Genomic DNA, 21,543 nt, shown 5'->3' on the forward strand with positions numbered 1-21,543 from the left:
GGGGAAGGGGGGCGGGGCAACGGTCGGAGGAAGGGGCCCGGAGGCGGATCCTTGAGCCGCGTTCCGCCGACCGACACGAAAGCGCTACGCGAATCGGGCCGGGGCCGAAGGGCCCCAGGGGACGCCGCTCGGGACGGGTCCGGCCCGCAAACGTCGATCAGGCTTCGCGCGCCTCGCGGTCGAGCCAGCCCGCGACGAGCGCCTCGACGCGCTCGCGGACCGCCGGGTGCTTGATGCGCGCGAGCACGTCGCCCGCGAACGCGCGAACGAGGATCGCGCGCGCCTCGCCCTCCGGGATGCCGCGGGCGCGGAGGTAGAACAGCGCATCGGCGCTGATCTGCCCCGTCGTGGACCCGTGCGTGCACTTGACGTCGTCCGCATAGATCTCGAGCTGGGGCGTCGAGTCAATGAGCGCGTCTTTCGACAGGATCAGGTTCTTGTTGGTCTGCTTCGCGTCGGTCTTCTGGGCGTCCGGCCGCACGATGATGCGCCCGAGGAAGACGCCGCGCGCGTGGCCGGTCGCGACGCCCTTGTAGAACTCGCGGCTTCCGCAGTGGGGCTTCGCGTGGTCGATGAGTGTATGGTTGTCGACGTGCTGCCGACCCGTGACGAGGAAGAGGCCGTCCAGCTCCGCGTACGCGCCTTCGCCGTCGAGGACGTTCACGAGATTGTGCCGCGCGAGCGATGCGCCGATCGAGACGGAGTTCGTCGTGACCGTGCTCGAGCGGCCCTGGCGGACCGCGGTGCGCGCGACGTGCGTCGCGGCGTCCGATTCGCGCTGCACGCGAAGATGCTCCACGACCGCGTTCTCGCGGGCAAGGATCTCGGTGACCGCGGTCGAGAGGTACGCGCCCGCGGGGCCTGCGTGCGTCTCGACGACGCTCGCCTGGCTCGAAGCCTCGGCGACGACGAACACCCGCGAGGCGACGAATGCGCGCTCCGCGCCCGTCTGGTAGTGGACGACGTGGATGGGCCGCTCGGCGACGGCGCCGCGCGCGACGCGGACCACGACGCCGTCGGCGAAGAACGCCGTGTTGAGCGCTTCGAAAGCGTCGTCCTCGTCGACCGGCTCGGAGCCGAGAAGGCCCTCGAGCGACTTCGGGTCCTTCGCGAGGACCGAGGAGAGCGACTCGACGGTGACGCCCGCGGGAAGCCGCGAGACGTCGGAAAGGGTGGGCGCGTGGCGGCCGTCCACGAGGACGATGCGCGCGCCCTCGTCGGCGCCCGGGAACAGGTACGGCGCGAGCGCTCCGTGGTCGGCGCGCGCGGGGCCCGCCGGCGTCCACGCCGTCTTCGCGACCGCGGAGACGTCCGTGTACTTCCACGCCTCGACCTTGGTGGTGGGAAAGCCCTTCGCGAGGAATCGGGCGAGGGCGGCCTGGCGGAGCTTCGCGACCCAGGCGACCTTCGCGCCGGGAAGCGCGGCCTCGAGCGCGCGGAAGCGCTCGGCCCAGAAGTCGGTCTTCGTGACGGCCTGCGACATGGCGATCACCGGGCGGCCTTGGCCTCAGCTTCGAGCCAGGCGTACCCTTTCGCCTCGAGGTCGAGGGCGAGCTGCTTTCCGCCGGATTTCGCGATGCGGCCTTCCACGAGGACGTGCACGTGGTCGGGCACGATGTAATTGAGGAGACGCTGATAGTGCGTCACGACGATCATCGCGCGCTTTTCGTCGCGGAGCTTGTTGACGCCGCTTGCGACGACGCGCAGCGCGTCGATGTCGAGGCCCGAGTCCGTCTCGTCGAGGATCGCGAGCTTCGGATCGAGCACGGCCATCTGGAAGATCTCGTTGCGCTTCTTCTCGCCGCCCGAGAATCCGTCGTTGACCGCGCGTGTGAGGAGCGACGGGTCCATCTCCACGAGCTTGAGCTTCTCCTGCGCGAGCTTGTGGAACTCGAGCGTGTGCAGCTCGCTTTCGCCGCGCGACTTGCGGATTGCGTTCAGGGCGCTCTTGAGGAAGTACGTGTTCTGCACGCCGGGAATCTCGACGGGATACTGGAAGGCGAGGAAGAGGCCCGCCTGGGCGCGTTCCTCGGGGTCCATGTCCAGGAGGTTGCGGCCCTCGTAGAGGACCTCGCCCTCCGTGACCTCGTAGGCCTCGCGACCGGCGAGCACGCCCGCGAGCGTGCTCTTGCCGGAGCCGTTCGGGCCCATGATGGCGTGGACCTCGCCCGGGTTCACCGTGAGGTTGACGCCGCGCAGGATGCGCTTGTCGCCGATCTTCGCATGCAGATTCCTGATCTCGAGCATGGTCATGAAAGTCACATCCGCTCAGCCGACGCTGCCTTCGAGGCTGACGCTCAGGAGCTTCTGGGCCTCGATCGCGAACTCCATGGGAAGCTCGCGGAAGACCTCCTTGCAGAAGCCGTTCACGATCATCGACGTCGCGTCCTCGGCGGAGAGGCCGCGCGACTTGCAGTAGAAGATCTGGTCCTCGCCGATCTTCGACGTGGTCGCTTCGTGCTCGAGCTGCGCCGTCGAATTCTTGACCTCGATGAACGGGAACGTGTGGGCGCCGCACTTGTCGCCGATGAGGAGCGAGTCGCATTGGCTGTAGTTGCGCGCGCCCTCGGCGTTCTTCATGATGCGGACCATCCCGCGGTAGGTGTTCTGGCCGAAGCCCGCGGAGATGCCCTTGGAGACGATCGTCGAGCGGGTGTTCTTCCCGATGTGGATCATCTTCGTGCCGGTGTCCGCCTGCTGGCGGTTGTTCGTGACGGCGACCGAGTAGAATTCGCCGACCGAGTCGTCGCCCTGGAGGATGCAGCTCGGGTACTTCCACGTGATCGCGGAACCCGTCTCGACCTGCGTCCAGGAGATCTTCGAGCGCTTGCCGATGCACTTGCCGCGCTTCGTCACGAAGTTGTAGATGCCGCCCTTGCCGTCCTTGTCGCCGGGGTACCAGTTCTGGACGGTGGAGTACTTGATCTGGGCGTCGTCGAGCGTAACGAGCTCGACCACGGCCGCGTGGAGCTGGTTCTTGTCGCGGATGGGCGCGGTGCAGCCTTCGAGGTAGCTCACGTAGGCGCCTTCCTCGGCGACGATGAGCGTGCGCTCGAACTGCCCCGTGTCCGCGGCGTTGATGCGGAAATACGTGGAGAGCTCGAGCGGGCAGCGGACGCCCTTCGGGATGTAGCAGAACGATCCGTCGCTGAACACGGCGGAGTTGAGGGCCGCGAAGAAGTTGTCCGAGTAGGGCACCACGGTGCCGAGCCACTTCTTGACGAGCTCCGGGTGATTCTGGACCGCTTCGGAGAACGAGCAGAAGATGATGCCGTGCTTCGCGAGCTCCTTCTGGTACGTCGTCGTAACGGACACGGAGTCGACGACGGCGTCGACGGCAATGCCCTGGAGGCGCTCCTGCTCCTTGAGCGGGATGCCGAGCTTGTTGTACATCTCGAGGACCTTCGGGTCCACCTCGTCGAGCGACTTCGGGCCGTCCTTCGTCTGCGTCTTCGGCGCCGAATAGTAGACGATGTCCTGGTAGTCGATGGGGGGATAGTGGACGTTGTGCCACGTCGGCTCCTTCATCGTGAGCCAGTGGCGGTACGCCTTGAGGCGCCATTCGAGGAGCCACGCGGGCTCGTTCTTCTTCGCCGAGATGGTGCGGATGACGTCCTCGTTCAGCCCCTTCGGGACGGCGTCGGCCTCGAGGTCGGTGACGAAGCCGTACTTGTACTCGCGCTCGGCGAGCTCCTGGATGGTCTCGTTGGACGTCATGGGCGGGTCCTCCGGGGTTCGGGAGAGGCGGCGATCGGGTGCGCGGCGAGACCGCCGAGCGCCACGAAGCGCGGGCCGCTCGGGGCGGCCATGTCGGCGAGCGTGACGGATTCGAACGCGCCGCGGATGGCGTCGTTCAACGCCTGCCACTTGCTGTGCGCGGGGCACGCATCCTCGAAGTCGCAGCGGCCGGCGCCTTCCGTGCAGAGCGTGAGCGCGATCGGGCCGTCGAGCGCCGTCACGATGTCCGCGACGGTCGTTTCGCGCGCCGCGCGGGCGAGGCCGTAACCGCCCGCGACGCCGCGGTGCGAGGTCAGGATGCCGGCGCGCGCGAGGGCCTTGAGGAGCTTGCTCACGGTGGGCAGCGGAAGCTCGGTCTCGCTCGCGAGGTCGCGCGCCGTGTGCATCGGGCGCCCGGGGTGGGCGGCGATGTGGACCAGCAGCATCAGGCCGTAGTCCGTGAGGCGCGAGACGCGGATCATGCAGCTCTCCAAATGGGACAAAAGCGGTCCAGTATAAAAAGGCTCAGCCATTACAGGCTTCCGAACGCGGAATCTCGCTGGAATCGCGTTAGCACGTGTCAGGCTCGCCCGCCCGGCGCGGGCGCCGCGGCGGCGGGTGCCGGGCGGGGCCTGGAAAGCGCCCCCAGCCACACGCCGGCGAGCGTCACCGCGCCCCCGAGCGCGAGCGCCGGGGTGAGCGGCTCGCCCGTGAGCGCCGCGGCGACGGTCACGGTCACGAGCGGCATGAGCACGGCCGTGTAGCTCACCGCGGACGCGGACCAGCGGGCGAGGATCCAGACGAGCAGCCCGAAGCCAATGATCGAGGACGTGACGAGCCACGCGAGGACGCCCCACGTCAAGGGCAGCGCGGGGAACACGATCGGCTCGCGCGCGACGAGCGAGAGCGCGAGGAGCGAGACGGCGCCGATGGGCATCGCGACCGCGTTGGCGGCGAGCGGATGCATGCGCGGCGCGCGCTTGAGGAGCACGGTGGCGAGGGCCCCCGCGGCCGCCCCCGCGAGCACGGCGAGGAGCGACGCGAGCGGCACCTCCGTCGTGAGCTGCTCGCGGAAGACGAGGGCGATCCCAGCGACCGCGAGGAGGCCGCCCGCGACGCCGCGGCCCGTGAGACGCTCGAGCCCGAAGGCCGCCGCGATGACGAGAGTAAGGAGCGGCATCGTCGCGAACGCGACGGACGCGACGCCTGCGGGCGCCGCGAGGAGGGCGTAGTAAAGGAAGGCGTACGACGCGCCGAAGGAGAGGAGGCCGAACCAGCCGGCCGCCCGGAGCCCGGAGCCCGAGGGGAGCGGCACGCGCCGGAGGCGGACGAGGGCAAGAAGGATCGCCCCCGCGATGAAAAACCGAAGCGCCGCGCCCCAGAAGGGGGCGAGCTCGCGGTTGCTCACGCGGACCGCCACGAAATTCACGCCGAGGAACACGACCACCGCCGCGAAAGCCGCGACGATGAGGGCGGTCGGCGTCGCGCGGGGGGAGGCGTCGTGCATGCCCCTGCATCGTCGCGGGGACGGATAAGGCAGGAAGTCAGGCTGCGTGGAGCGACGCGAGGAGCGGGATCGGGAGCCCCATCGCCACGTCGAACCGGCCCTCGGCGGTGATGGCGTAGGCGCCCCCCGTCCGCTCGACGGCGCGCAGGCGCGAAAGTTCCGAGAGCGCGCGCGTGAGCGCCTCGTCGCCGGCGCCCAAGCGCGCGCGGATCCCGGTGAAGCGCAACGGTCCCGCGAAGGCGAGAGCGGCGAGCGTCTCCCCGTGCCATCGACGCACGCACGTCTTTGCGAACCGCCGCGCCGTCGCGAGCCCGTCCTCGAGCCCTGCGGGCGGGGCGCGCGCCCCGTGTTCGCGGGCGAATCGGGCGGTGCAGGCGACGAAACGACGCAGGGCGCGCGCGGATCCGAGGCCGGCGACGGGCGCGGGGGCGCGAACCGCGCTCGACGCGCCCGCGAGGAGACGCGCATGCTCGGATTTCGCGATCACGAGCGCGTACGTCGCGCACGCGAGGCGCTCGCCGCGCGGCGTGAGGCCGAGACGCACGCGCCGCGCGGGCCCCGGGAGACGCTCGCGCTCGAGGAGGCCGTGGAGCGCGAGGTCGTCGAGCTTCGATGCGAGGCTCTCGCCCGCGAGTCCGCCGAGCGCGCGGCGCAGGTCGTTGAAGCCCATCGGGCCGCGCGCTCCCAGGACAAGGAGCGATTCCAGCACCCATCGGCGGTAGACGAACCGCGCGCCGCGACCCGCGACCGCCGGGTCGGGCCCGCCCGGGGCGCCGAGGCGCGCCGCGAGCGTCGCGCCCGCGTCGGCGGCCTCGCCGAGGAGCGCCGCGCCCTTGGCGTCGAGCGGCGCGACCGACCGGGTCGAAAGGACGAGACCCACGCCTCTCGAGAGGGGGGCGGCGGGATCAACGTTCGCTTCAGGGTTAAATCCGGGGCGCGCCCTTGGGAGGCCCGTGCCCGAGCCACGTCGCCGGCTCACCCCCGAGGAGCGCCGCGAGAAGGAGGAGGAGGCGAAGCGCCTGCGCGAGCGCCGCGAGCGCGAGCTCGCGGGCGTCACGACGCCGTCCTACGCCCCGGACGCCCCCCGGCGCGCCCCGGGCGCCGCGCCGCCCGCGACCGTCGCGACGCGCGATCCGCGCAAAGCCGCCGCGGAATCGCGCGCCGCGAAGCGCGAGGAGGAGAAGGCGCTTCGCGAGCGGCGCGAGCGTGAACTCATCAAGGCGAAGTCGCTCGAGCGGGCGCGCGGCGTCATGCACCGCGACGACCCGTGGTCGCGCGCGGAGGCCCCTCCGCTCAGCGCCCGCTTGAAGGAGCTCTTCGGCGACGAGCCGATCGAGCCCGGGCGTCAACGCGGCCCCGCTCGCCGGCACAAACCCTGAACACGGAGGCCAGGCGCGGGCGGCCACGACTCGCACGCCGTCTGGCGAAGGCTTCAGCCCGCCCGTCGCGTCAGCTGCTCTCGTCTGGGTCCCACAGGCTTTCGCAGTCGGGGTCGAGGGGCCAGTCCGGGTAGATGTCGCCATCGTTGTTGTAGCCGTCCCAGCATTCGGGATCGGGGCTTTCGCTCCCGCTCTCCCAGCATCCGCCGTCCACGATGTCGATGCGACCGTCGCCGTCGTTGTCGCGGAGGTCGTCGCAGGGGTTGGAGTTCTGACCGTCTTCTTCTGTGACGAAGCGATATTCCGACGAACCGGTTCCGGCGCTTCGCCACTCGACACGACCCGAGAGTGGATGGACCGACGCTCCATGGACGTGCCACGTGTCGGCGATGCCGGACGGGGTCGGCGCGTAGCTCACGTCGCCTTCTTTGGTGGCGTGGTTCACGGAGCATACGTGTCGGTAGGGTGTGAGTTCGAACGTTCCCGTCCGAACGTCGGCTTCCCGGCCTTCGGCGGCGGCGAGAGCCGCGCGATCCGCGTGCTCGGCGCAGGCGACCATTTTTCCTTCGTAATACGAGAACGGCCTCATGGGGAGGCCGTAGGAGGCGGTCCCCTTCCAGACGACGAAGGGCAGCGCGCCGGGGGCGGCCGCCTTGTGGATCAAGGCGCTTCGCCCTTCGTGGCCGACGGCGTAGACGAGCGACCAGGAAAAGACGGTATCATGGCCCGTTCGGGTCGGCTCCATGAATTCGCGGGCGAACACCGGGTCCTCAACGTCGTAGGTCGCCTTGACGAGGTAGGCTTCGGGGTTTGCCTCCATCCACGTCGCGAACGTCGCCCGGAAGGCGGCGACGGCCTCTTGCAACGTGAAACCCGCACGCATCGGCTCAGCGGGGCCGTCGCGCGTCAGGGGGACCCACGTCGCGTCCACGTGGACGGCGGGGAAGGGTTGGGCAGGATTCTTCGGGGCGAGTCGCGGGGCGTCGGGGTCCCCGCCGACCGAGGTGAGAAGCCGGAGATATTGGCCGAACCAGAGACCGCGCGAAGGCACGGGATGCTCACCATCGTACCAGAACGTGTGACGGGACGTAACCCCCCAAAGCTCGTGTTCAACCTCGACGCGGAAGAGGCGTTTCCCCTCGACGTCCTCCCATCCAACGGCCACGTAACGGCCGTTCCATTCGTGGCCCGGCGTGGTCGAGACGATGTCCCCGGGGGCGATCGTCTTCCCCATGAGGCCCAGCGTGATGTGACCGTGTCGCACGTAGGCGAGTCCTTCGACGTCGGTGGCGCGTCGGTCGCGGAAGTGGGATATGTCCCTCGAATTTTGGTTATCCGTCTGGACGACCGTGGCCACCGAGACGGCGTGGTGGAGCGAAACGAAGGCCGGGGGCAGGTGGCTCAGATCCAAGGCCACGACTTCACGGCGGACGCCCCACGCATCTTCGAGTTCGAGGATTTCGTCGCCCCAAGCCCAGGTGTGGGGACCCACGACGTGCACTTGACCCGCCCTCGGATAGGGGATCGTGATCCCGTCCTCGTTCGAACCGGCCGCGACGCCGATCACGTTCGAGAAAGCGATGAGGCCCGCCATGGCGACGAGTCCGAGCTTCGGCATGGCCCCCTGCAAGAGTCGGGGCCTTCATGACAGTATCACTCCGATGAACCCGACCTCTCGCTTCCGATCCGTACGGGGCAGGTCTCAGAGGCCATCCTTCAGGACGAGGAGGTCCGCCTCGACGAGCGCGATCCCGGAGGCGACGTGATGCGTCTCCCAGAGCCCGCTCTCGCGCACGGCCTTCGCGCCCGAGGCCAGGCCGCGCCAGACGGGCGACGGTCGCACCCGGGCGAGCGCGAGCGTGCGCGTCGCGCGCGCGGCGAGCTGCCGGCGCATCTCCGGGCTGTCGACGACGAGCGTCCTGAACGCGACGCGCTCGCGCATCCACGTCGACACCTCGGCTTCGAGGTCCGCGGTCGCGGCGTCTTCGCCGGGCCGCGCCCACCGCTCCGCGAGCGCCTTGTCGCCGCGGCCGCGCGCGAGGGCGTCGCCGACGAGCCGGCGGAAGGCCCACCGGTCGCGCATCCCCGCGTAGGCGCCGAGCACGACGTCCGCGACGGCGCCGCGGGGCGACGAGGCCTCGACGCGGACGATGCGGGGCGCGCCATCCGCGAGCGTCTCCCCGGCCTCGTACGCGAACGCCAAGCCTGGAAACGCGAGCGCCTCCCGCGCGGCGTCGGGCCCGTGGACCGGCGCCCGGGCGAGGAGCGCGTGCAGGCGCGGCGCGAAGTTCACGCGGCGGGAGCGTCCCGTCCGCTCTTGGGGCTGCCGGTCACGGCCGCCAGGCGAAGCCCGCCTTCGCCGCCCACGACGGGAGCACGGAAGCGACGGCGACGGCGGCGGAGAGCGCGACGGCGGCGTCGCCGGCCCTCGCCGCGACGAAGACGAGCGGCTGCAGGACGCCGAGGACGACGGCGAGCGTCGGGACGAAGCTCGCGCGCGACTCGAGGAGACGACCCGCGCCCCAGGCCTCAAGCGCGGAGAGGATGCCGGCCCACACGAAAAGCAGCTCGAAAAAACCGGGGCGGCCGCTGACGACGACGTAGACGACGGCGAGGTTGAGGAGCGAGGCGGCCACGAGCGCGAGGGCGGGCTTCGAGGGCGTCCGGACGCGCACGGGGATCCAAGGCCTCCGCTCGGTTTCAAGCCCGCGTCAAGCCGGGTTGACCTTCACGCTCGCGGCGAGGCCCTTGAAGTCGAAATCGGCCTTGAGGAACTCCTGCTTCAGGTTCGTGCAGTCGATCCGGCCGATGACGATCTTCTTGAGGTGCGGCAGCGCCTTCGCGTCGCCGATGAGCACGGCGCCGATGAGCTTGTTGTCCTTGAACACGAGGCGGCGGTAGGCGCCCTCGCCCACGACCGCCTCCGTGAACTCGTCGCCCATGATGTTCCCGACGCTCATCACGGGGAATTTGAAGTGCGAGATGGTGTAGGTGTCCACGAACTCGAACGGCGTGGGCTCGCCGATGCCGGTCGAGGCCTGGAGCATGTTGAGCGCCGCGACCTCGCCCTGGCGCTTCGCGCTCGCCCACGAGCCGTTGATGTTGAGGCGGTTGAGGAGCGGATCGAAGTACTGCGCGATGTCGCCCGCGGCCCAGACGTCCGGCACGCTCGTGCGGAGGAACTGGTCGCAGAGGATGCCTTCGCCCGTCTTCACGTTCGAGGACGCGACGGGGCGCAGGTTCATGTTGAGGCCGATCGCGACGCCCACGATGTCGGCGGGGTATTCCTTGCCCTTGTCCGTGACGAGGCCGCGCACGTGGTTGCGGTCGTCGACGCGGAACTCGGTCGGCGTCTCGAAGAAGAGACATTCGACGCCCATGTCCGCGAGCGCCTTCTCCACGATCTCCGAGCCTTCCTTGTTGATGCCTTCGCGCCACCAGCGGTTGCCCCGCATGATGTACTTCGTGGGCACCTTGTTCTTCGCGAAGATGACGGCGAGGTCGATGCCGAGGAGACCCGCGCCGATCGCGACGCCGTGCTTCGCCTCCTGGGCCGCGGCGCGGATCGCGCGCGCGTCCGCGAACGTCCAGAAATTGTAGACGCCGTCGGCCTGCCCGTTCGGGACGGGGTACTTGCGCGGGGTGCCCCCCGTCGCGACGAGGAGCTTCGTGTAGTCGAAGCGGGAGCCGTCCTCGCAGATGACGACCTTGTTCTTGTCGTCCACCATCGCGACGGTCGTGTACAGGTGCAGGTCGATCCGCCGGTCCGTGTACCACTTCACGTCGTGGATCTTGCACTTGTCCTCTTCCTTCTCCCCCTTCGCGTAGTCCTTGATCATCACGCGGTTGTAGAGGGGCTCGCCCTCGTTCGTGATGATGGCGATCTCGGAGTCGGCGTCGCGGGACCGGAGCGTCTCCGCCGCGGTCGCGCCGGCGATGCCGTCGCCGATGATGAGGTACTTCTCCTTCGCCATGGGGATCGACCGGGCCGATCGTCTGACTTGGAGTAAAGCCATAAAGGTTTGGAGGCCGGAAGGCGGCGTGGCACGGTGTGCCACGCCACGTGGGGCCTCAGGGGAGACCGTCATCGTAGACGAACGTGTGGGTCACGTCCGTCGCGGGGTCGACGACGCCGTCGCCGTTCACGTCCAGTTCGAGCGTGACGCGGACGTCGCCGTCGACGCCGTACGCATAGGCGAGCGTCGGGGTCTGGAACCACGTGCCCGTCGGCGAGCCCGCGCGGGACGTCGCGGGTTCGTGGGCGATGCCGCTCCCGAGATATTCGATCTTCGCCCGGACCGTCACGTTGGCGCCCACGGTGCCGAGCGCCGTGACGCCCGCGTCCTCCGCGAACACGCGCACGCTCAAGAACCGCGCCCCCGGAACGAGGACGTCCGTCGACGGCACAGGCTTGCCGAGACCCTCGAGGTCCGTGATCGCGTTCGCCTGAAGGCTCCCGGCGCCCGGGTTCAGCGAGCCGGCCGTCGGGCCGCTGAAGACGACGCCCCATACGCTGTTCGTGTTGACCGCGAGCGCGGCGTCGCGCGGCGTGAGGGGCGCTGCAAGCGCGGCATCGACGGCCGCCCGCGCATCGACGAGGCCGTGGCCCGCATGGCGGTTCGGGTACGGCGCGTAGTTCGCGAACGGGTACGCCGTCGCTTTCAGCATCGCTTCGACGGTCGCGGGCGACAGGGGGGCGACGTTGGCCGCAAGGCGCGCCGCCTGCATGAGGGCAACGACGCCCGCGACGTGCGGGGCGGCCATGCTCGTGCCACTTGTGATCATATAATGCACGGGATCTGTTTCCGCGTACTTTCCTGAATAAACAGGCGAGCCTGCCACGAAAGCTGTGCGGGAGCGCGTGGACTCGATCCAATTGCCGGGCGCGGCGACGTCCGGCCACGATGACATGTCCGCGCCGCCGAGACCGCGGCTCGACGATGTGTCGAGGCCGCCCTCCGTCGAGCCCACGCCGCCATCAGCGTAGTTCGCGACGCAGACGACGCCGGGAAGGTTTGCGTTGTTCCCGGCCTTGATCTTGCACAGCCGGTTCACGCTGTCCGTGCCCTCCCCGCCGTCACCGTTGTTGCTGGCGGAAAAGACGACAGTCATCCCGGCGTTCACCATCGCGCGGATGGCCGTCGTCTCGGCAACGGTTGGGTTTCCGGTGCCGCCGAACGAGTTCGTCACCACAAGAATGGGGGGCTCGCCTGCCGCCTTCGGGTTTGCGAGGACATGGTTCCAAGCGCTCGTGGAGCCGAGGATGCTGTTGCCGGCGCCCAAACCGTATGTGTAAAGCCGAGCCCCAGGGGCTACGCCTTTCACGCGCCCGCTCGAGGCGACGCCTTCGCTCCCGACGATGCCCGCCACATGCGTTCCGTGCCCGCTGTGCTCGTCGGAGTTCTCGACGGCGACCCATACCCCTTGCCCGCCGACGTTTCGGAGGTTGCGGGCGCAGCGGCCCTGGAGATCGGGATGCCCACAGTCGACGCCGGTATCCACGACGGCGACGCCAACGCCCGTCCCGTCGACGCCGAGCGCCGTGTGGACGGCGCGCGCCCGGGTCGCGGTAGTGGCGGTCGAAAGGTGATAACCGAAGGGCTCGTCGCGCTCCACGGCGAGGACACCCGGTGTCGAGGCGAGAACGCGCCAAGCGGCCGCGGGACCCGCGGCATACGCGATCGGAAAGGATTCGAAAACGATCCGGGCTTCGAGCCCTGCATCCGCGAGCGCGGCCTCGCGGTCCACGCCGGGCGCGAACGTGACAATGAAGGCGCCCGCGCCGTCCGCGCGAAGAGCGTCCGCGACAGGTGGTGCGAGAACGGAGGAATAGGCGGCCGACGGAGCGGCGAGGGCAAGGGTCGAAACAAGAGTCATGACAGCGATCGCAACGGTGACCTGACGGTGCAAGGCGGAGCCTCCCACATCGTGACACGTCGTCGCAGGCTAAAAACCATGGGTGTCTAACGGCGGGGCGCGACCTGCACCGCGCGCGCGAGGTCGGCCGCGACGGCCCGCACCGCGCCCTCGACCGCCACCCGCACGATGCCCGTCGCCGCGTCGCGCTCCACCATGCGGACGCCCGTGTTCGGAAAGAGCCCAAGATCGGCGAGGCGCCGCAGCACGCCCGGGTCGCGATCCGACACGCGGCCCACCACCGCCTCCGCGCCCGGCGCGAGGTCCGCGAGGCTCACGAGGCCGCCCGGGCGGTACTCTAGCTCCTTCGTCGGGATCGGGTCCCCGTGCGGATCGAACCGGGGGTCCTTGAGCGCCGCCGAGATGCGATCCTCGAAGGCCTCCGAGATGACGTGCTCCAGGCGCTCCGCCTCCTCGTGCACCTCGTCCCACCCCATCCCGAGGGCCTCCACGAGGTACAATTCGATGAGCCGGTGATGCCGGATGATCTCGAGCGCGATCTTCCGCCCCGCCGACGTCAGCACCACGCCGCGGTACGGCTCGTGCTGCACGAGCTCCAGCTCCGCGAGCTTCTTCAGCATGTTCGTGACGCTCGCCGGCGCCACCGCGAGACGCTCCGCGAGACCCGTCGTCGACACCGTTCCGCCCTTCTCCTCCGTCAGCTGGAAGATCGCCTTCAGGTAATCCTCCATCGCGTGCGTTACGGCCGGCGGGCGGGGCACGAAGGCGCTACGAAGCCCGACCGCCATAAACCGCGCGGCGAGGAAGAGGGGGGACCGGGCGCCGGGCGCCGGGCATCGGGCGTCGGGTGCCGGGACCGGGGACCGGGGGCCGGGTGCCGGGCATCGGGCCCGGGACCGGGCGCCGGGACCGGGTGCCGGGCATCGGGCGTCGGGTGCCGGGACCGGGCGCCGGGACCGGGCGCCGGGTGTCGGGTGCCGGGACCGGGCGCCGGGTGCCGGGCATCGGGCCCGGGTCCGGGCGTCGGGACCGGGACCGGGACCGGGACCGGGTCCGGGACCGGACGTCGCGTCCGAAAGGTACGTGTCGCATGACGCGCAACGGGGAGAACGATGCGCTACGCCGACGTGCAGCGCGCGCTCGATGCGCTTCCGCCCGGGGCGCCGCTCGCCGTGCCGAGGGCCGAATTCGGCCCGCCGCATCCGCGGTGGCGGCGGTCGATCGGGCTGCCGAGGACGGGCGCCCGGTGGCTCACGCAGTGGCGCGACGGCGTCGTGCACGTCCACGTCACGCCGACGCACTACGTCTTCCACCGCGACCGGCACGACCCGATGCGCGCGCCCCTCGCGCATCTGCGCGACGACGTCGCCACCGTGGTCTTCGGCGCGCTCGCCGCGCGGCGCCGCCGCAACCGGTTTTCCCTGGCGCGCCTTGCGCACGCCTTAAGACGCAGGTCCGGATAGGCGACGCCGTGGACGTCCTCACCGAGGCCGACTTCGACGGCGCGCGCCTCAAGCGCGCCGGGCCGGTCGTCGTGACCTTCGTCGCCGACTGGTGCGGCTCCTGCCGCCGATTCGCCCCGATCGCGACCGCCTACGCGGAGAAGCACCCCGACGTCCCCCACGCGTTCGCGGACGCCTCGGACGACGACGGGCCCCTCTGGGACGCTTTCGGTCTCGAGATCGTGCCCTCCATCGCCGCGTTCTACGACGGCGAGCTCGTCGCCCGCCGCGACGGCAAGCGCGGGTGGGGCCTGCCCGAGGACGCGCCCGCCGAGATGGCGGCGGCGCTTCGCAGGCGCATGCGCGGCGGCTGACGCCTCCGGGCGGCCAAAGACTCTTGATGCGTGGCCCCTTTCCGCGGCCCATGCAGGCCGCCGCGACGCCCGCGCGCAAGACGAGCGCCGTCCCCGAGGACGCGCGCCTCATCCTGAAGCCGGTCGGATTCATCGTCCGCCGACCCTCCCGCGCCGACGACGTGAGCATCGTGAACGGCGCCCGCGCGTCGTTCGCGAAGCACAAGGCCGCGCTCGGCCCCGAGGACGTCCGCACGCCGGAGGAGACCGCCGCGCTCAACGCGGACGCCGCGTGGGTCGCGCAGAACGGCGGCCGCCCCGCGCAGGCAGGGCTCGTGTACCGCCTCCTCGGGCAAGGCCACGAGACGCCCTGCGAGCAGCACGGGATGCTCCTCCGCATCCGCCGAGCGCCGCGCGGGCTGCGCAACCTCGTGCCCGACGAGATCGACTGCGAGGACGACGCGCTCTCGGGGACGATCAGCTTCCCCTGGACGCTGAACTTCCGCCATGCGATGACGCTCCATCGAAGGGCCCGCCGCGCGGGGGACGAGGACGCGTTCGCGATCGCCTCGGCGATCCTCATGCGGTTCCACGAGCAGGGCGTCGTGCACGGCACGAGCGCGTATCTCCGGAGCGCGGGCATGACGCTCGAGGGGTTGCGCCGCGACGCGCTTTCCGGCCTCGCTCACGTCGAGATGGTCGCGAACCCCCCGACGGAGCGGGACGCGGTCGCCGCCATTCGCGCGCACCTGGGGAACTCGGTCGAGGGCCTCGACGACGCGGGCGTCGTCGCCTACTGCTACGACCGCCGGCCGGCGCTCCTCAATCTCTGGGTCTTCACGTGGCAGATGCGGGCCATCATCCACGTTTTCTGGGACCTCGTTCGCCACCGCAAGAGCAGCCCGAACGGCGAATCGGGCCGGTACAGCGTCCTCTACGACGAATGGATCCAGCTCGAGCCGCACGAGGTGCGCACGCAGGTCGGCTCGCCGCTTTCGTACGAACGCGGGTCGGCCTCGCCCGAGATGGGCCGCGAGTTCCAGGAGGACCTCGACCGCTTCAACGCGCTCGGCGCGGAGCTCTACCACAAGTGGGTGGACCGCAAGGTCGCGCGCGAGATGGCGTCGTGGTTCGAGACGCTCGCGAAGTTCCGCACGTTCGTGTGGACCTTCCGCGGCCTCGGCCTCGTGAACATGGTGGGCCTGCGCAACCATCCGACGGCGCTCAAGGAGCTCGCCCTCTACGCGGCGGCGATGGAGGACGACCTCAAGGCCGAGGCCCCCCACCTGCACGCGGCGCTCGCGGCGCGCGACCGCCATGCTCCGTGATCTCCAACCGGCATGCTTTATCGGCCGAGGGTCGCTGCCCCCGCCATGGCGGATTACGTCCAGCTGCTCGTCCGTTTGATCCACGTCTTCTTCGGGCTCGTCTGGGTCGGCGGGCTCGTGTTCTTCGGCCACGCCGTCGGCGGCGCCATGCGGAAGCTGCCCGGCCCGATCGCGGGTCCGGCCTCGCTCGCGATCGGCAAGCGCATGTCGAACCTCTTCGCCATCGCCGCGCCGGTCACTGTCGTGTTCGGCGTGATCAATCAATACATGATCGCGGGGAACATCGCCTACGAGGGGAGCCTCTGGAACATCTCGCTCGGCGCCTCGCTGATCATCGGTGTCGTGATGCTCATCCTCGGCTTCGGCGTCTCCCGCCCGTCGCTCATGAAACTCATCGCGCTCGTCGAGGCCCGCCCCGCGCCGGCGCCCGGGACGCCGCCCGCGCCTCCGACCCCGGAGATGGTTGCGATCCAGCAGCGCATGATGAAGGCCGGCATGACCGTCACGGCCCTCGGGGTCATCGCGGTCGTCCTCATGGTCGTCGCGGTCCTCGCGCGCAACGGGATGCTTTGAGGCGACTCGAAAGGCAAGCTTCATGGCCGCGCCCGCGGTCGAAGGTCTGGATGGGTTAGCCATGGCCAAGACCGCGGGCGCAAGCCACGCCTCCCAGATCCTCGCGACGCTCGCGACGTCGGGCATCGTCGTCGCCTTCCTTCTCCCCTGGACCCTCGTGGGCGCCCCGGGCGCGCGCGTCGAGCACGCTCTCTGGGATGGGACGGGCGACGTCTGGTCCATGCCCCTCAAGGAGGTCGTCGGCCCCGTCGTGCTGCCCACGCTCGTCGTCATGACGAGCTTCGTCCTTTTCCTCTGGAGCCTGCGCGGCAACGCGATGTACCTCCGGGTCGGATCCGTCATGCTCTTCGCGGCCGCCGTCGCGTTCTACCTCGCCCGCTTCGTCCCCCTCAAGGCCGCCGATCCCACGGCGGCCCTCGGCGCCGGTTTCTACGGCGCGCTCCTTGCGAGCTTCGTCGGCGTCGCCGCCGCCTCGCGCGCGGTCCGGGCGGGCAAGCTCGCCTGACGATGCGGCCGGATCCTTGATCCGTGTCGCCGCGCGAGCCCGTTGCATGAAGCAACCCAAGAAGCCGAGCCCCTGGCCCGAGGACCGCCGGGCGGACGAGCCGAAGAATCCCGAGACGGAGAAGAACGTCCCCAGGAACGTCGGCGACGAGGAGCGCGGCGAGCGCGACATGAAGCTCGGCGAAGGCGAGCGGAAACCCTCGCGCGAGGAGCGCGTCTGACCGGGTGCGCCGACCTCGACGCATGCGTCGCCTGCATGGCCGTCCGGCCGCAGGAGGAAGGATATGCCATGGCCGCCGAAAGGCGGTCATGGCCCTTCCCGAGACGAGCGAGGTCGAAACGTATCGTCGCCATCTCGCGAACCTCCATACCGTGCGCCTCGTGAAGGAGCGCGTGTCGACCGAGCGGATGCCGAAGCTCCTCGCGCTCGCGCCCGACGAGCCGGCGGAGCGGACCCTCCAGGGCATCATCATGGACGCCCTGCGTCAGAAGGACGAATTGGAGGACATCCTCATCCAATGGCGCCGCATGCTCCCGGGCGCCCGCGAGCACCGTGACGAGCGCCCCCGGGCGCCCAACACGGGCTTCCGTGAAATGTTGGGAAGCCTCGCCGAGGTGAAGCGCAATGCCGTCCTTCTCTACCTCCAGGCTGCAGCGGATTGCCCGAATCCCGCGCTCGCCGAGCGCCTCCGCCGCCTCGCCGCCGAGGACGGGGAGCATGCCCTCATCCTGGACGAGCTTCTCGAGCGCGCGATTCTCTGACCCGTCTGGGCAAGATTCTTGACGGGTCGCCGCCTGACGAGGGCATGCGGCGCCTCGCCTTCTTGGTCGCATTCCTCGCGCTCGCCCCTGGCGTGCTTGCGCAACTTCCCCCGGGTTGGTCGGTCGCGCCGTCCGGGCTCCACGTGGCGCTCGACGCGGACCCGACCGCGGCGCGCATCGTGTGGCTCATGGCCTCCGACGCGCCGGGTCCCTCGCCCGCGCCCGTCGTGCAGTACGGGCCTACGACTGCGTATGGCTCGGTCGCGACGGGCACGTCCGCGCGCCTCCAGGGCGAGTGGTCCATCGTCTGGAGCGCGCGCCTTGCGGGCCTTCCTCCCGCGACCGACATCCATTACCGCGTCGGGTCCGATCTCCACGGATGGACGGAGGACCGCGTCTTCACGACGCCGCCGATACCGGGGACGGATCATTTCGTCGTGACCGCGTACGGCGACCAGGGGAGCGCCTACGACCGCACGACCGTCGCGGGTTCGAGCGTCAACGGCGTCGGGGCCCGCTACAACGAATCCGACCCCACGGGCAAAGTCGTCAAGGCTGTGCTCGCGCGGAATCCGGACCTGCATCTTCACCTCGGCGACGTGAGCTATGGCGCCTGGGACGGCTGGCAGCTCACCACGGAGCCGCTCGCCTCGACGGTCCCGTACATGGCGGCGATCGGGAACCACGACATCGACAAGACGATCGATGTCGAGAACTACGTCGCGCGCCTTCCGATGCCATCCGCTCCCGGCGAACACCACTACGCGTTCACGTTCGGGACCGCCCGCTTCATCGCGCTCGACTCGGAGAACGCGTGCGTTCGCCGCGTGATCCCCGGCGCGACGCCCATGCAGACGGGCTACACCAAGTGCACGGACGAGGCAAACGACGCGCAAGTCGAATGGATCGAGCGCGAGCTCGCCGCCGCCCGCTCGGACCCCGCCATCAAGTGGGTCATCCCGTTCTTCCACCGGCCGATGGTGAGCGACGGCAAGCACGGACCCAATGCGATCCTGAATGCGCTCTGGCTTCCCGTGTTCGAGCGGCACAAACCCGATCTCGTGCTCCAAGGCCACGACCACCTCTACGAGCGCTCGAAGCCGCTTCTCGATTGGAAACCCCATCCCGATGGCATCGTGTATGTCGTGAGCGGCGGCGCTGGCCGCGCCCTCTACGAGTTCCGCAACGAGACCCCGCCCGCTTGGGAGGCGGCGCGCGCGCGGGCGTTCCACTACCTCTCGCTGGCCTTCGACGGCGACCGGCTGACGGTCGAGGCCGTCGACCTCGACGGCAAAGTCCTCGACGCATTCACCCTCGAAAGCCGCGCCTCGCGCGCCGCTTCGCGGTCAGGCGGCGCGGACGAGGATCCGAAGGCGACGCCCGCCGGGCCCGTCGGTTTCGCGGCGCTCGCGATCCTCGTTGCGGCCTGGGTCGCGCGGCGCGCGTGATCAGAAGAACCCGGCCGGCACGACATACGTGAGCGCGAGGAGGAAGCCGATCTGCGCTCCCAAGCCCGTGAAGGCCGCGACGAGAAGGACGCGCAGCACGCGGTTGCGATAGAAGTCGCCGAGCTTCTCGACGCGCCGGACGGCCTGGAAATCCCCGATCGTGGGCTTGCGCAGCCAGGCCTCGATGAATCCGACGATGGGCCCCGTGCCGATCGTCGGCCTCAGGGGCTTGAGCGGCGCGACGACCATCGCGGAGAGGATCGAGAGCGGATGCGCGAGCGCCGCGAGAGCGCCGAGCGCGGCCCCGCCGCCCGTGAAGAGCGCCCACGTGACGGCGATGTCCTTGAGCTTCTCGAAGTCGCCCGTCGTGACGCCGAGATAGAGCTGCCATGCGAAGACCGCGATCACGAGGCCGATGAGCGCGAAGCCGATCGCCGCGCCGAGGGGAAACCCCTTGGGGGGCACCGTCTCGAGGGGCGCTCGCTCGGGGATGGTCCGGGGATCCTCGAGGTATTTCGCGACGCCCGCGACGTGACCCGCGCCGAGCACCGCCACGACCTTCCCGCCCTTCGCGCGGGCCTCCTGGATGCGGGAGGCGAGAACCGCGTCGCGCTCGTCGAGGACGACCGTCTTGACCGAGGGGGCGATCCGCGCCAGCTCCTCCATCATCGCGGAAAGGGCGTCCTCCTCCATGATCTCGTCCGTGTCGAGCACCTCGTCGGCGCCCGAGAACGCCTTCATGAATTCCCACGAGATCCGACCCTTCTCGCGCGCGCCCATGCGCCGCCAGGCCCGCTTGAACGTCACTCCGATGTCGCGGTCCGCGAGGACGAGATCCTTCTTCGAGCCCTCCGCGAATCGGACGGCCTCGAGCATCTCCGCGCCGGGATCCGCGCCGCCCTCCTTCGACATCCGCTTCTGGTGGCTCGCGAGAAGCGTCTGCGCGAGCACGAAGTACGCCTGACCCCCCTTGAGAAGCGCGCTCATGGGCGTCTCCTCCCAGGCCTGCTTGTCCATGAGAGCCTTGTAACGGGGCGGGTCGAGCTCCACGACGACGGTGTCGGGCTGCACCTCGGCGAGCACCTGCTTCACTTCCTCGACGCTCTTCGCGGAGACGTGCGCGGTGCCGACGAGAACGACGCCCGGAAGATCGACGCGCATGGGGAGGGGACCTTCGGGCACGTTAAGTTCCGGCTCACTTAAAAGTTGGGAAAAGAGGAAGGCGTCCCCTCCGTCGACGTTCGAACCTTGAACCGACACCGTCATCCTCCGGCGGGAGGGCGCCGCGACCCATGCCGACGCTACGCATGGGCTCCGTCGGCTGCTCGCCCGTGTGGCCCGGACCGCAAGGCGCGGCTCGAGGGCCGCCGTCGCGACGCGCTCGGCGTGGGCGCCTCGGTTTCGCGCCCGCGCGGCCGAAGTCGCCGGCGTTTCGGCCGGATCGCCGAACGGACGGTCACACCGATTCCTGTCGCGCCTTGATCCCCGTGGGATCGATGCCGTCGCGACACAGGGAAGGGATGAGCGCCCGCGCCGTCACGCGCCGCGATCCTTCGGCGGCGTCGAGCGGCGTCACGGAGGCGGTCGTCCGTCCGCGACACGCCACCTCGAGCGCGAACATGACGACCCGCAGGAGATCTTCGTGAGGGCCTTTCAGCGCGGCCTCCGCATCGTCCTCCTCGATTCCGGTTCCGAACCGCTCCAGGGTCTCGAACGAAAGCTCGACGTCGCCCCCGGCGCGATCGCGCGTGGTGAAGCAGACTGCCGATCCGGGGACGGCGCGCGCCGGAACGATGCGGACGATGGTTTCGAGCGCCTTCCGGATCGCGCGATCGTGGTTGGACACTTCTCCGCGCGCCTCGAGGTCGAGAACGACCGTCAGGCCCTTCTCGACATACCGAGAGGCCTCGGCCGCAAGGGCGGCGCGCAGGATGTCGTCCACCACGGCCGGCGTCATGATGCCCTTCGATCCCGCTTCACGCATAAGCACCATACATACCGCGGCCGCAAAGCTCACCAATGGAGGAAATCGATCGTCGTTTCATGCCGCTGAACACCCTCGAGGGGCGATCGGACGTCCGGCCACACATGCACGCGGTCAACGTCTATCGGGATGGCGACGGGTTGCTCAGGGCCATCACACGCTTCATCGACGACGGCATCGCGGCGGGGGACGTCATGGTATTCGTCCACGCCTTCCGGGACGACGAGGAAGCCTGGGCGTTCCTCGATCGGGCTCGGCCCGGAGCGCGGACCCTCGCCGAGGACCGGCTCGTGCTCGTGAGCTTCTACCAGACCGCTTTCGAGCGGGACGGCTCGATCGATGTCGAGCACGTGGCGAGGACCGTTTCGACGCTCATCGACGCGGCCGTGGAGGAGGGGCGATCGGGCCTCCGTTTGTTCGTTGACGCAAGCCGGACCTACTTCGACTCGGATCGTGTGGACGAGTGGTTCGAGTTCGAGGCCTGGCTCGGCCGTCGCCTCGATTCGGAAGCCGGCCTTGTCTGCGCCTACCGGGAGCCGGACCTCCGCGATCCCGACGTCGTCGCGCGCGTTCTCGAAACGCACGGCTACCGGTTCGAGCCGGAGCCGCGCCAGCCTTCGACGACAAGATGGCACGACCGGGCAGTTTAAGAGAACCCGTCCTCTTCGC

The 21,543-nt window shown here is 69.9% G+C and carries 24 protein-coding genes; 10 read left to right on the top strand and 14 right to left on the bottom strand.

What is annotated here, in order from left to right; translation table 11 throughout:
- Positions 1-157 precede the first annotated feature (157 nt).
- The 6 genes from sufD to VM889_12070 all read right to left on the bottom strand — a co-directional run bounded on the left by sufD (position 158) and on the right by VM889_12070 (position 6,104).
- Entirely contained in the window at positions 158-1,483 is a 1,326-nt protein-coding gene (gene sufD, locus VM889_12045; GenBank protein ID HVL49282.1) for a Fe-S cluster assembly protein SufD, read from the bottom strand.
- A 5-nt stretch (positions 1,484-1,488) separates the two neighbouring features.
- Positions 1,489-2,247, bottom strand: a complete 759-nt coding sequence (gene sufC / locus VM889_12050) for a Fe-S cluster assembly ATPase SufC (GenBank protein HVL49283.1) — start codon at positions 2,245-2,247, stop codon at positions 1,489-1,491.
- A gap of 21 nt (positions 2,248-2,268) precedes the next feature.
- On the bottom strand, positions 2,269-3,717 hold the full coding sequence (sufB, locus tag VM889_12055; GenBank protein HVL49284.1) for a Fe-S cluster assembly protein SufB: 1,449 nt from the start codon (positions 3,715-3,717) through the stop codon (positions 2,269-2,271).
- On the bottom strand, positions 3,714-4,211 hold the full coding sequence (locus VM889_12060; GenBank protein ID HVL49285.1) for an SUF system Fe-S cluster assembly regulator: 498 nt from the start codon (positions 4,209-4,211) through the stop codon (positions 3,714-3,716). The genes sufB and VM889_12060 overlap by 4 nt, the downstream gene beginning before the upstream one ends.
- 86 nt (positions 4,212-4,297) lie before the next feature.
- Positions 4,298-5,224 (bottom strand): DMT family transporter, encoded by a 927-nt coding sequence (locus VM889_12065; GenBank protein ID HVL49286.1) that lies wholly within the window; start codon positions 5,222-5,224, stop codon positions 4,298-4,300.
- Positions 5,225-5,261: 37 nt separating this feature from the next.
- Positions 5,262-6,104, bottom strand: coding sequence for a winged helix-turn-helix transcriptional regulator (locus tag VM889_12070; protein HVL49287.1), 843 nt, complete (start codon positions 6,102-6,104; stop codon positions 5,262-5,264).
- Between the two features lie 73 nt (positions 6,105-6,177).
- Between VM889_12070 and VM889_12075 the strand changes: the two genes are divergently transcribed.
- The gene (locus VM889_12075) at positions 6,178-6,603 is read left to right on the top strand and encodes a hypothetical protein (GenBank protein ID HVL49288.1); all 426 of its coding nucleotides are present in this window, start codon (positions 6,178-6,180) and stop codon (positions 6,601-6,603) included.
- A 70-nt stretch (positions 6,604-6,673) separates the two neighbouring features.
- Here VM889_12075 and VM889_12080 read toward each other — a convergent pair whose 3' ends face one another.
- The 6 genes from VM889_12080 to VM889_12105 all read right to left on the bottom strand — a co-directional run bounded on the left by VM889_12080 (position 6,674) and on the right by VM889_12105 (position 13,241).
- Positions 6,674-8,221: a hypothetical protein gene (locus VM889_12080; GenBank protein ID HVL49289.1), complete on the bottom strand. Its 1,548-nt coding sequence runs from the start codon at positions 8,219-8,221 to the stop codon at positions 6,674-6,676.
- An 84-nt stretch (positions 8,222-8,305) separates the two neighbouring features.
- Positions 8,306-8,896 (bottom strand): hypothetical protein, encoded by a 591-nt coding sequence (locus VM889_12085; GenBank protein ID HVL49290.1) that lies wholly within the window; start codon positions 8,894-8,896, stop codon positions 8,306-8,308.
- Between the two features lie 37 nt (positions 8,897-8,933).
- The gene (locus VM889_12090) at positions 8,934-9,278 is read right to left on the bottom strand and encodes a hypothetical protein (GenBank protein ID HVL49291.1); all 345 of its coding nucleotides are present in this window, start codon (positions 9,276-9,278) and stop codon (positions 8,934-8,936) included.
- A gap of 36 nt (positions 9,279-9,314) precedes the next feature.
- Positions 9,315-10,577 carry an FAD-dependent oxidoreductase gene (locus tag VM889_12095; protein HVL49292.1) on the bottom strand — a complete coding sequence of 421 codons (1,263 nt, stop codon included), beginning with the start codon at positions 10,575-10,577 and terminating at the stop codon, positions 9,315-9,317.
- Positions 10,578-10,674: 97 nt separating this feature from the next.
- Complete coding sequence (locus VM889_12100; protein HVL49293.1) at positions 10,675-12,513, bottom strand: S8 family serine peptidase; 1,839 nt, start codon at positions 12,511-12,513, stop codon at positions 10,675-10,677.
- A gap of 53 nt (positions 12,514-12,566) precedes the next feature.
- Positions 12,567-13,241 (bottom strand): metal-dependent transcriptional regulator, encoded by a 675-nt coding sequence (locus tag VM889_12105; protein HVL49294.1) that lies wholly within the window; start codon positions 13,239-13,241, stop codon positions 12,567-12,569.
- 351 nt (positions 13,242-13,592) lie between these two features.
- On the opposite strand from VM889_12105, the gene VM889_12110 reads away from it, so the two are divergent.
- The 8 genes from VM889_12110 (at position 13,593) to VM889_12145 (ending at position 18,890) form a co-directional block, all read left to right on the top strand.
- Positions 13,593-13,943, top strand: coding sequence for a hypothetical protein (locus tag VM889_12110; GenBank protein ID HVL49295.1), 351 nt, complete (start codon positions 13,593-13,595; stop codon positions 13,941-13,943).
- 8 nt (positions 13,944-13,951) lie between these two features.
- On the top strand, positions 13,952-14,296 hold the full coding sequence (locus VM889_12115) for a thioredoxin family protein (protein HVL49296.1): 345 nt from the start codon (positions 13,952-13,954) through the stop codon (positions 14,294-14,296).
- Positions 14,297-14,346: 50 nt separating this feature from the next.
- On the top strand, positions 14,347-15,603 hold the full coding sequence (locus tag VM889_12120; protein HVL49297.1) for an FAD-dependent thymidylate synthase: 1,257 nt from the start codon (positions 14,347-14,349) through the stop codon (positions 15,601-15,603).
- 45 nt (positions 15,604-15,648) lie between these two features.
- The gene (locus VM889_12125) at positions 15,649-16,176 is read left to right on the top strand and encodes a hypothetical protein (protein HVL49298.1); all 528 of its coding nucleotides are present in this window, start codon (positions 15,649-15,651) and stop codon (positions 16,174-16,176) included.
- 61 nt (positions 16,177-16,237) lie between these two features.
- Positions 16,238-16,681 (top strand): hypothetical protein, encoded by a 444-nt coding sequence (locus VM889_12130; protein HVL49299.1) that lies wholly within the window; start codon positions 16,238-16,240, stop codon positions 16,679-16,681.
- Between the two features lie 46 nt (positions 16,682-16,727).
- A complete protein-coding gene (locus VM889_12135; GenBank protein ID HVL49300.1) occupies positions 16,728-16,901 on the top strand; it encodes a hypothetical protein in 174 nt (57 codons plus the stop codon).
- 88 nt (positions 16,902-16,989) lie between these two features.
- Positions 16,990-17,442, top strand: a complete 453-nt coding sequence (locus tag VM889_12140) for a hypothetical protein (GenBank protein ID HVL49301.1) — start codon at positions 16,990-16,992, stop codon at positions 17,440-17,442.
- Between the two features lie 44 nt (positions 17,443-17,486).
- Complete coding sequence (locus tag VM889_12145; protein HVL49302.1) at positions 17,487-18,890, top strand: metallophosphoesterase family protein; 1,404 nt, start codon at positions 17,487-17,489, stop codon at positions 18,888-18,890.
- On the opposite strand, the gene VM889_12150 is transcribed toward VM889_12145, so the two are convergent.
- Both VM889_12150 and VM889_12155 read right to left on the bottom strand, forming a co-directional pair.
- Positions 18,891-20,072 carry a TraB/GumN family protein gene (locus VM889_12150; GenBank protein ID HVL49303.1) on the bottom strand — a complete coding sequence of 394 codons (1,182 nt, stop codon included), beginning with the start codon at positions 20,070-20,072 and terminating at the stop codon, positions 18,891-18,893.
- Between the two features lie 274 nt (positions 20,073-20,346).
- Entirely contained in the window at positions 20,347-20,847 is a 501-nt protein-coding gene (locus VM889_12155) for a hypothetical protein (protein HVL49304.1), read from the bottom strand.
- An 86-nt stretch (positions 20,848-20,933) separates the two neighbouring features.
- Here VM889_12155 and VM889_12160 point away from each other — a divergent pair, with 86 nt between their 5' ends.
- Positions 20,934-21,524 (top strand): MEDS domain-containing protein, encoded by a 591-nt coding sequence (locus VM889_12160; protein ID HVL49305.1) that lies wholly within the window; start codon positions 20,934-20,936, stop codon positions 21,522-21,524.
- Positions 21,525-21,543: the final 19 nt, after the last annotated feature.

Source organism: Candidatus Thermoplasmatota archaeon, from assembly GCA_035540375.1.
Taxonomy (GTDB): Archaea; Thermoplasmatota; SW-10-69-26; order JACQPN01; family JAJPHT01; genus DATLGO01.

What these genes read in the sequence shown, in the direction of transcription:
- sufD (HVL49282.1), bottom strand. Translation starts at nt 1,483, where the DNA reads ATGTCGCAGGCCGTCACGAAGACCGACTTCTGGGCCGAGCGCTTCCGC.
- sufC (HVL49283.1), bottom strand. Translation starts at nt 2,247, where the DNA reads ATGCTCGAGATCAGGAATCTGCATGCGAAGATCGGCGACAAGCGCATC.
- sufB (HVL49284.1), bottom strand. Translation starts at nt 3,717, where the DNA reads ATGACGTCCAACGAGACCATCCAGGAGCTCGCCGAGCGCGAGTACAAG.
- VM889_12065 (HVL49286.1), bottom strand. Translation starts at nt 5,224, where the DNA reads ATGCACGACGCCTCCCCCCGCGCGACGCCGACCGCCCTCATCGTCGCG.
- VM889_12080 (HVL49289.1), bottom strand. Translation starts at nt 8,221, where the DNA reads ATGCCGAAGCTCGGACTCGTCGCCATGGCGGGCCTCATCGCTTTCTCG.
- VM889_12095 (HVL49292.1), bottom strand. Translation starts at nt 10,577, where the DNA reads ATGGCGAAGGAGAAGTACCTCATCATCGGCGACGGCATCGCCGGCGCG.
- VM889_12110 (HVL49295.1), top strand. Translation starts at nt 13,593, where the DNA reads ATGCGCTACGCCGACGTGCAGCGCGCGCTCGATGCGCTTCCGCCCGGG.
- VM889_12120 (HVL49297.1), top strand. Translation starts at nt 14,347, where the DNA reads ATGCAGGCCGCCGCGACGCCCGCGCGCAAGACGAGCGCCGTCCCCGAG.
- VM889_12125 (HVL49298.1), top strand. Translation starts at nt 15,649, where the DNA reads ATGGCGGATTACGTCCAGCTGCTCGTCCGTTTGATCCACGTCTTCTTC.
- VM889_12130 (HVL49299.1), top strand. Translation starts at nt 16,238, where the DNA reads ATGGCCAAGACCGCGGGCGCAAGCCACGCCTCCCAGATCCTCGCGACG.
- VM889_12135 (HVL49300.1), top strand. Translation starts at nt 16,728, where the DNA reads ATGAAGCAACCCAAGAAGCCGAGCCCCTGGCCCGAGGACCGCCGGGCG.
- VM889_12140 (HVL49301.1), top strand. Translation starts at nt 16,990, where the DNA reads ATGGCCCTTCCCGAGACGAGCGAGGTCGAAACGTATCGTCGCCATCTC.
- VM889_12145 (HVL49302.1), top strand. Translation starts at nt 17,487, where the DNA reads ATGCGGCGCCTCGCCTTCTTGGTCGCATTCCTCGCGCTCGCCCCTGGC.
- VM889_12155 (HVL49304.1), bottom strand. Translation starts at nt 20,847, where the DNA reads ATGACGCCGGCCGTGGTGGACGACATCCTGCGCGCCGCCCTTGCGGCC.
- VM889_12160 (HVL49305.1), top strand. Translation starts at nt 20,934, where the DNA reads ATGCCGCTGAACACCCTCGAGGGGCGATCGGACGTCCGGCCACACATG.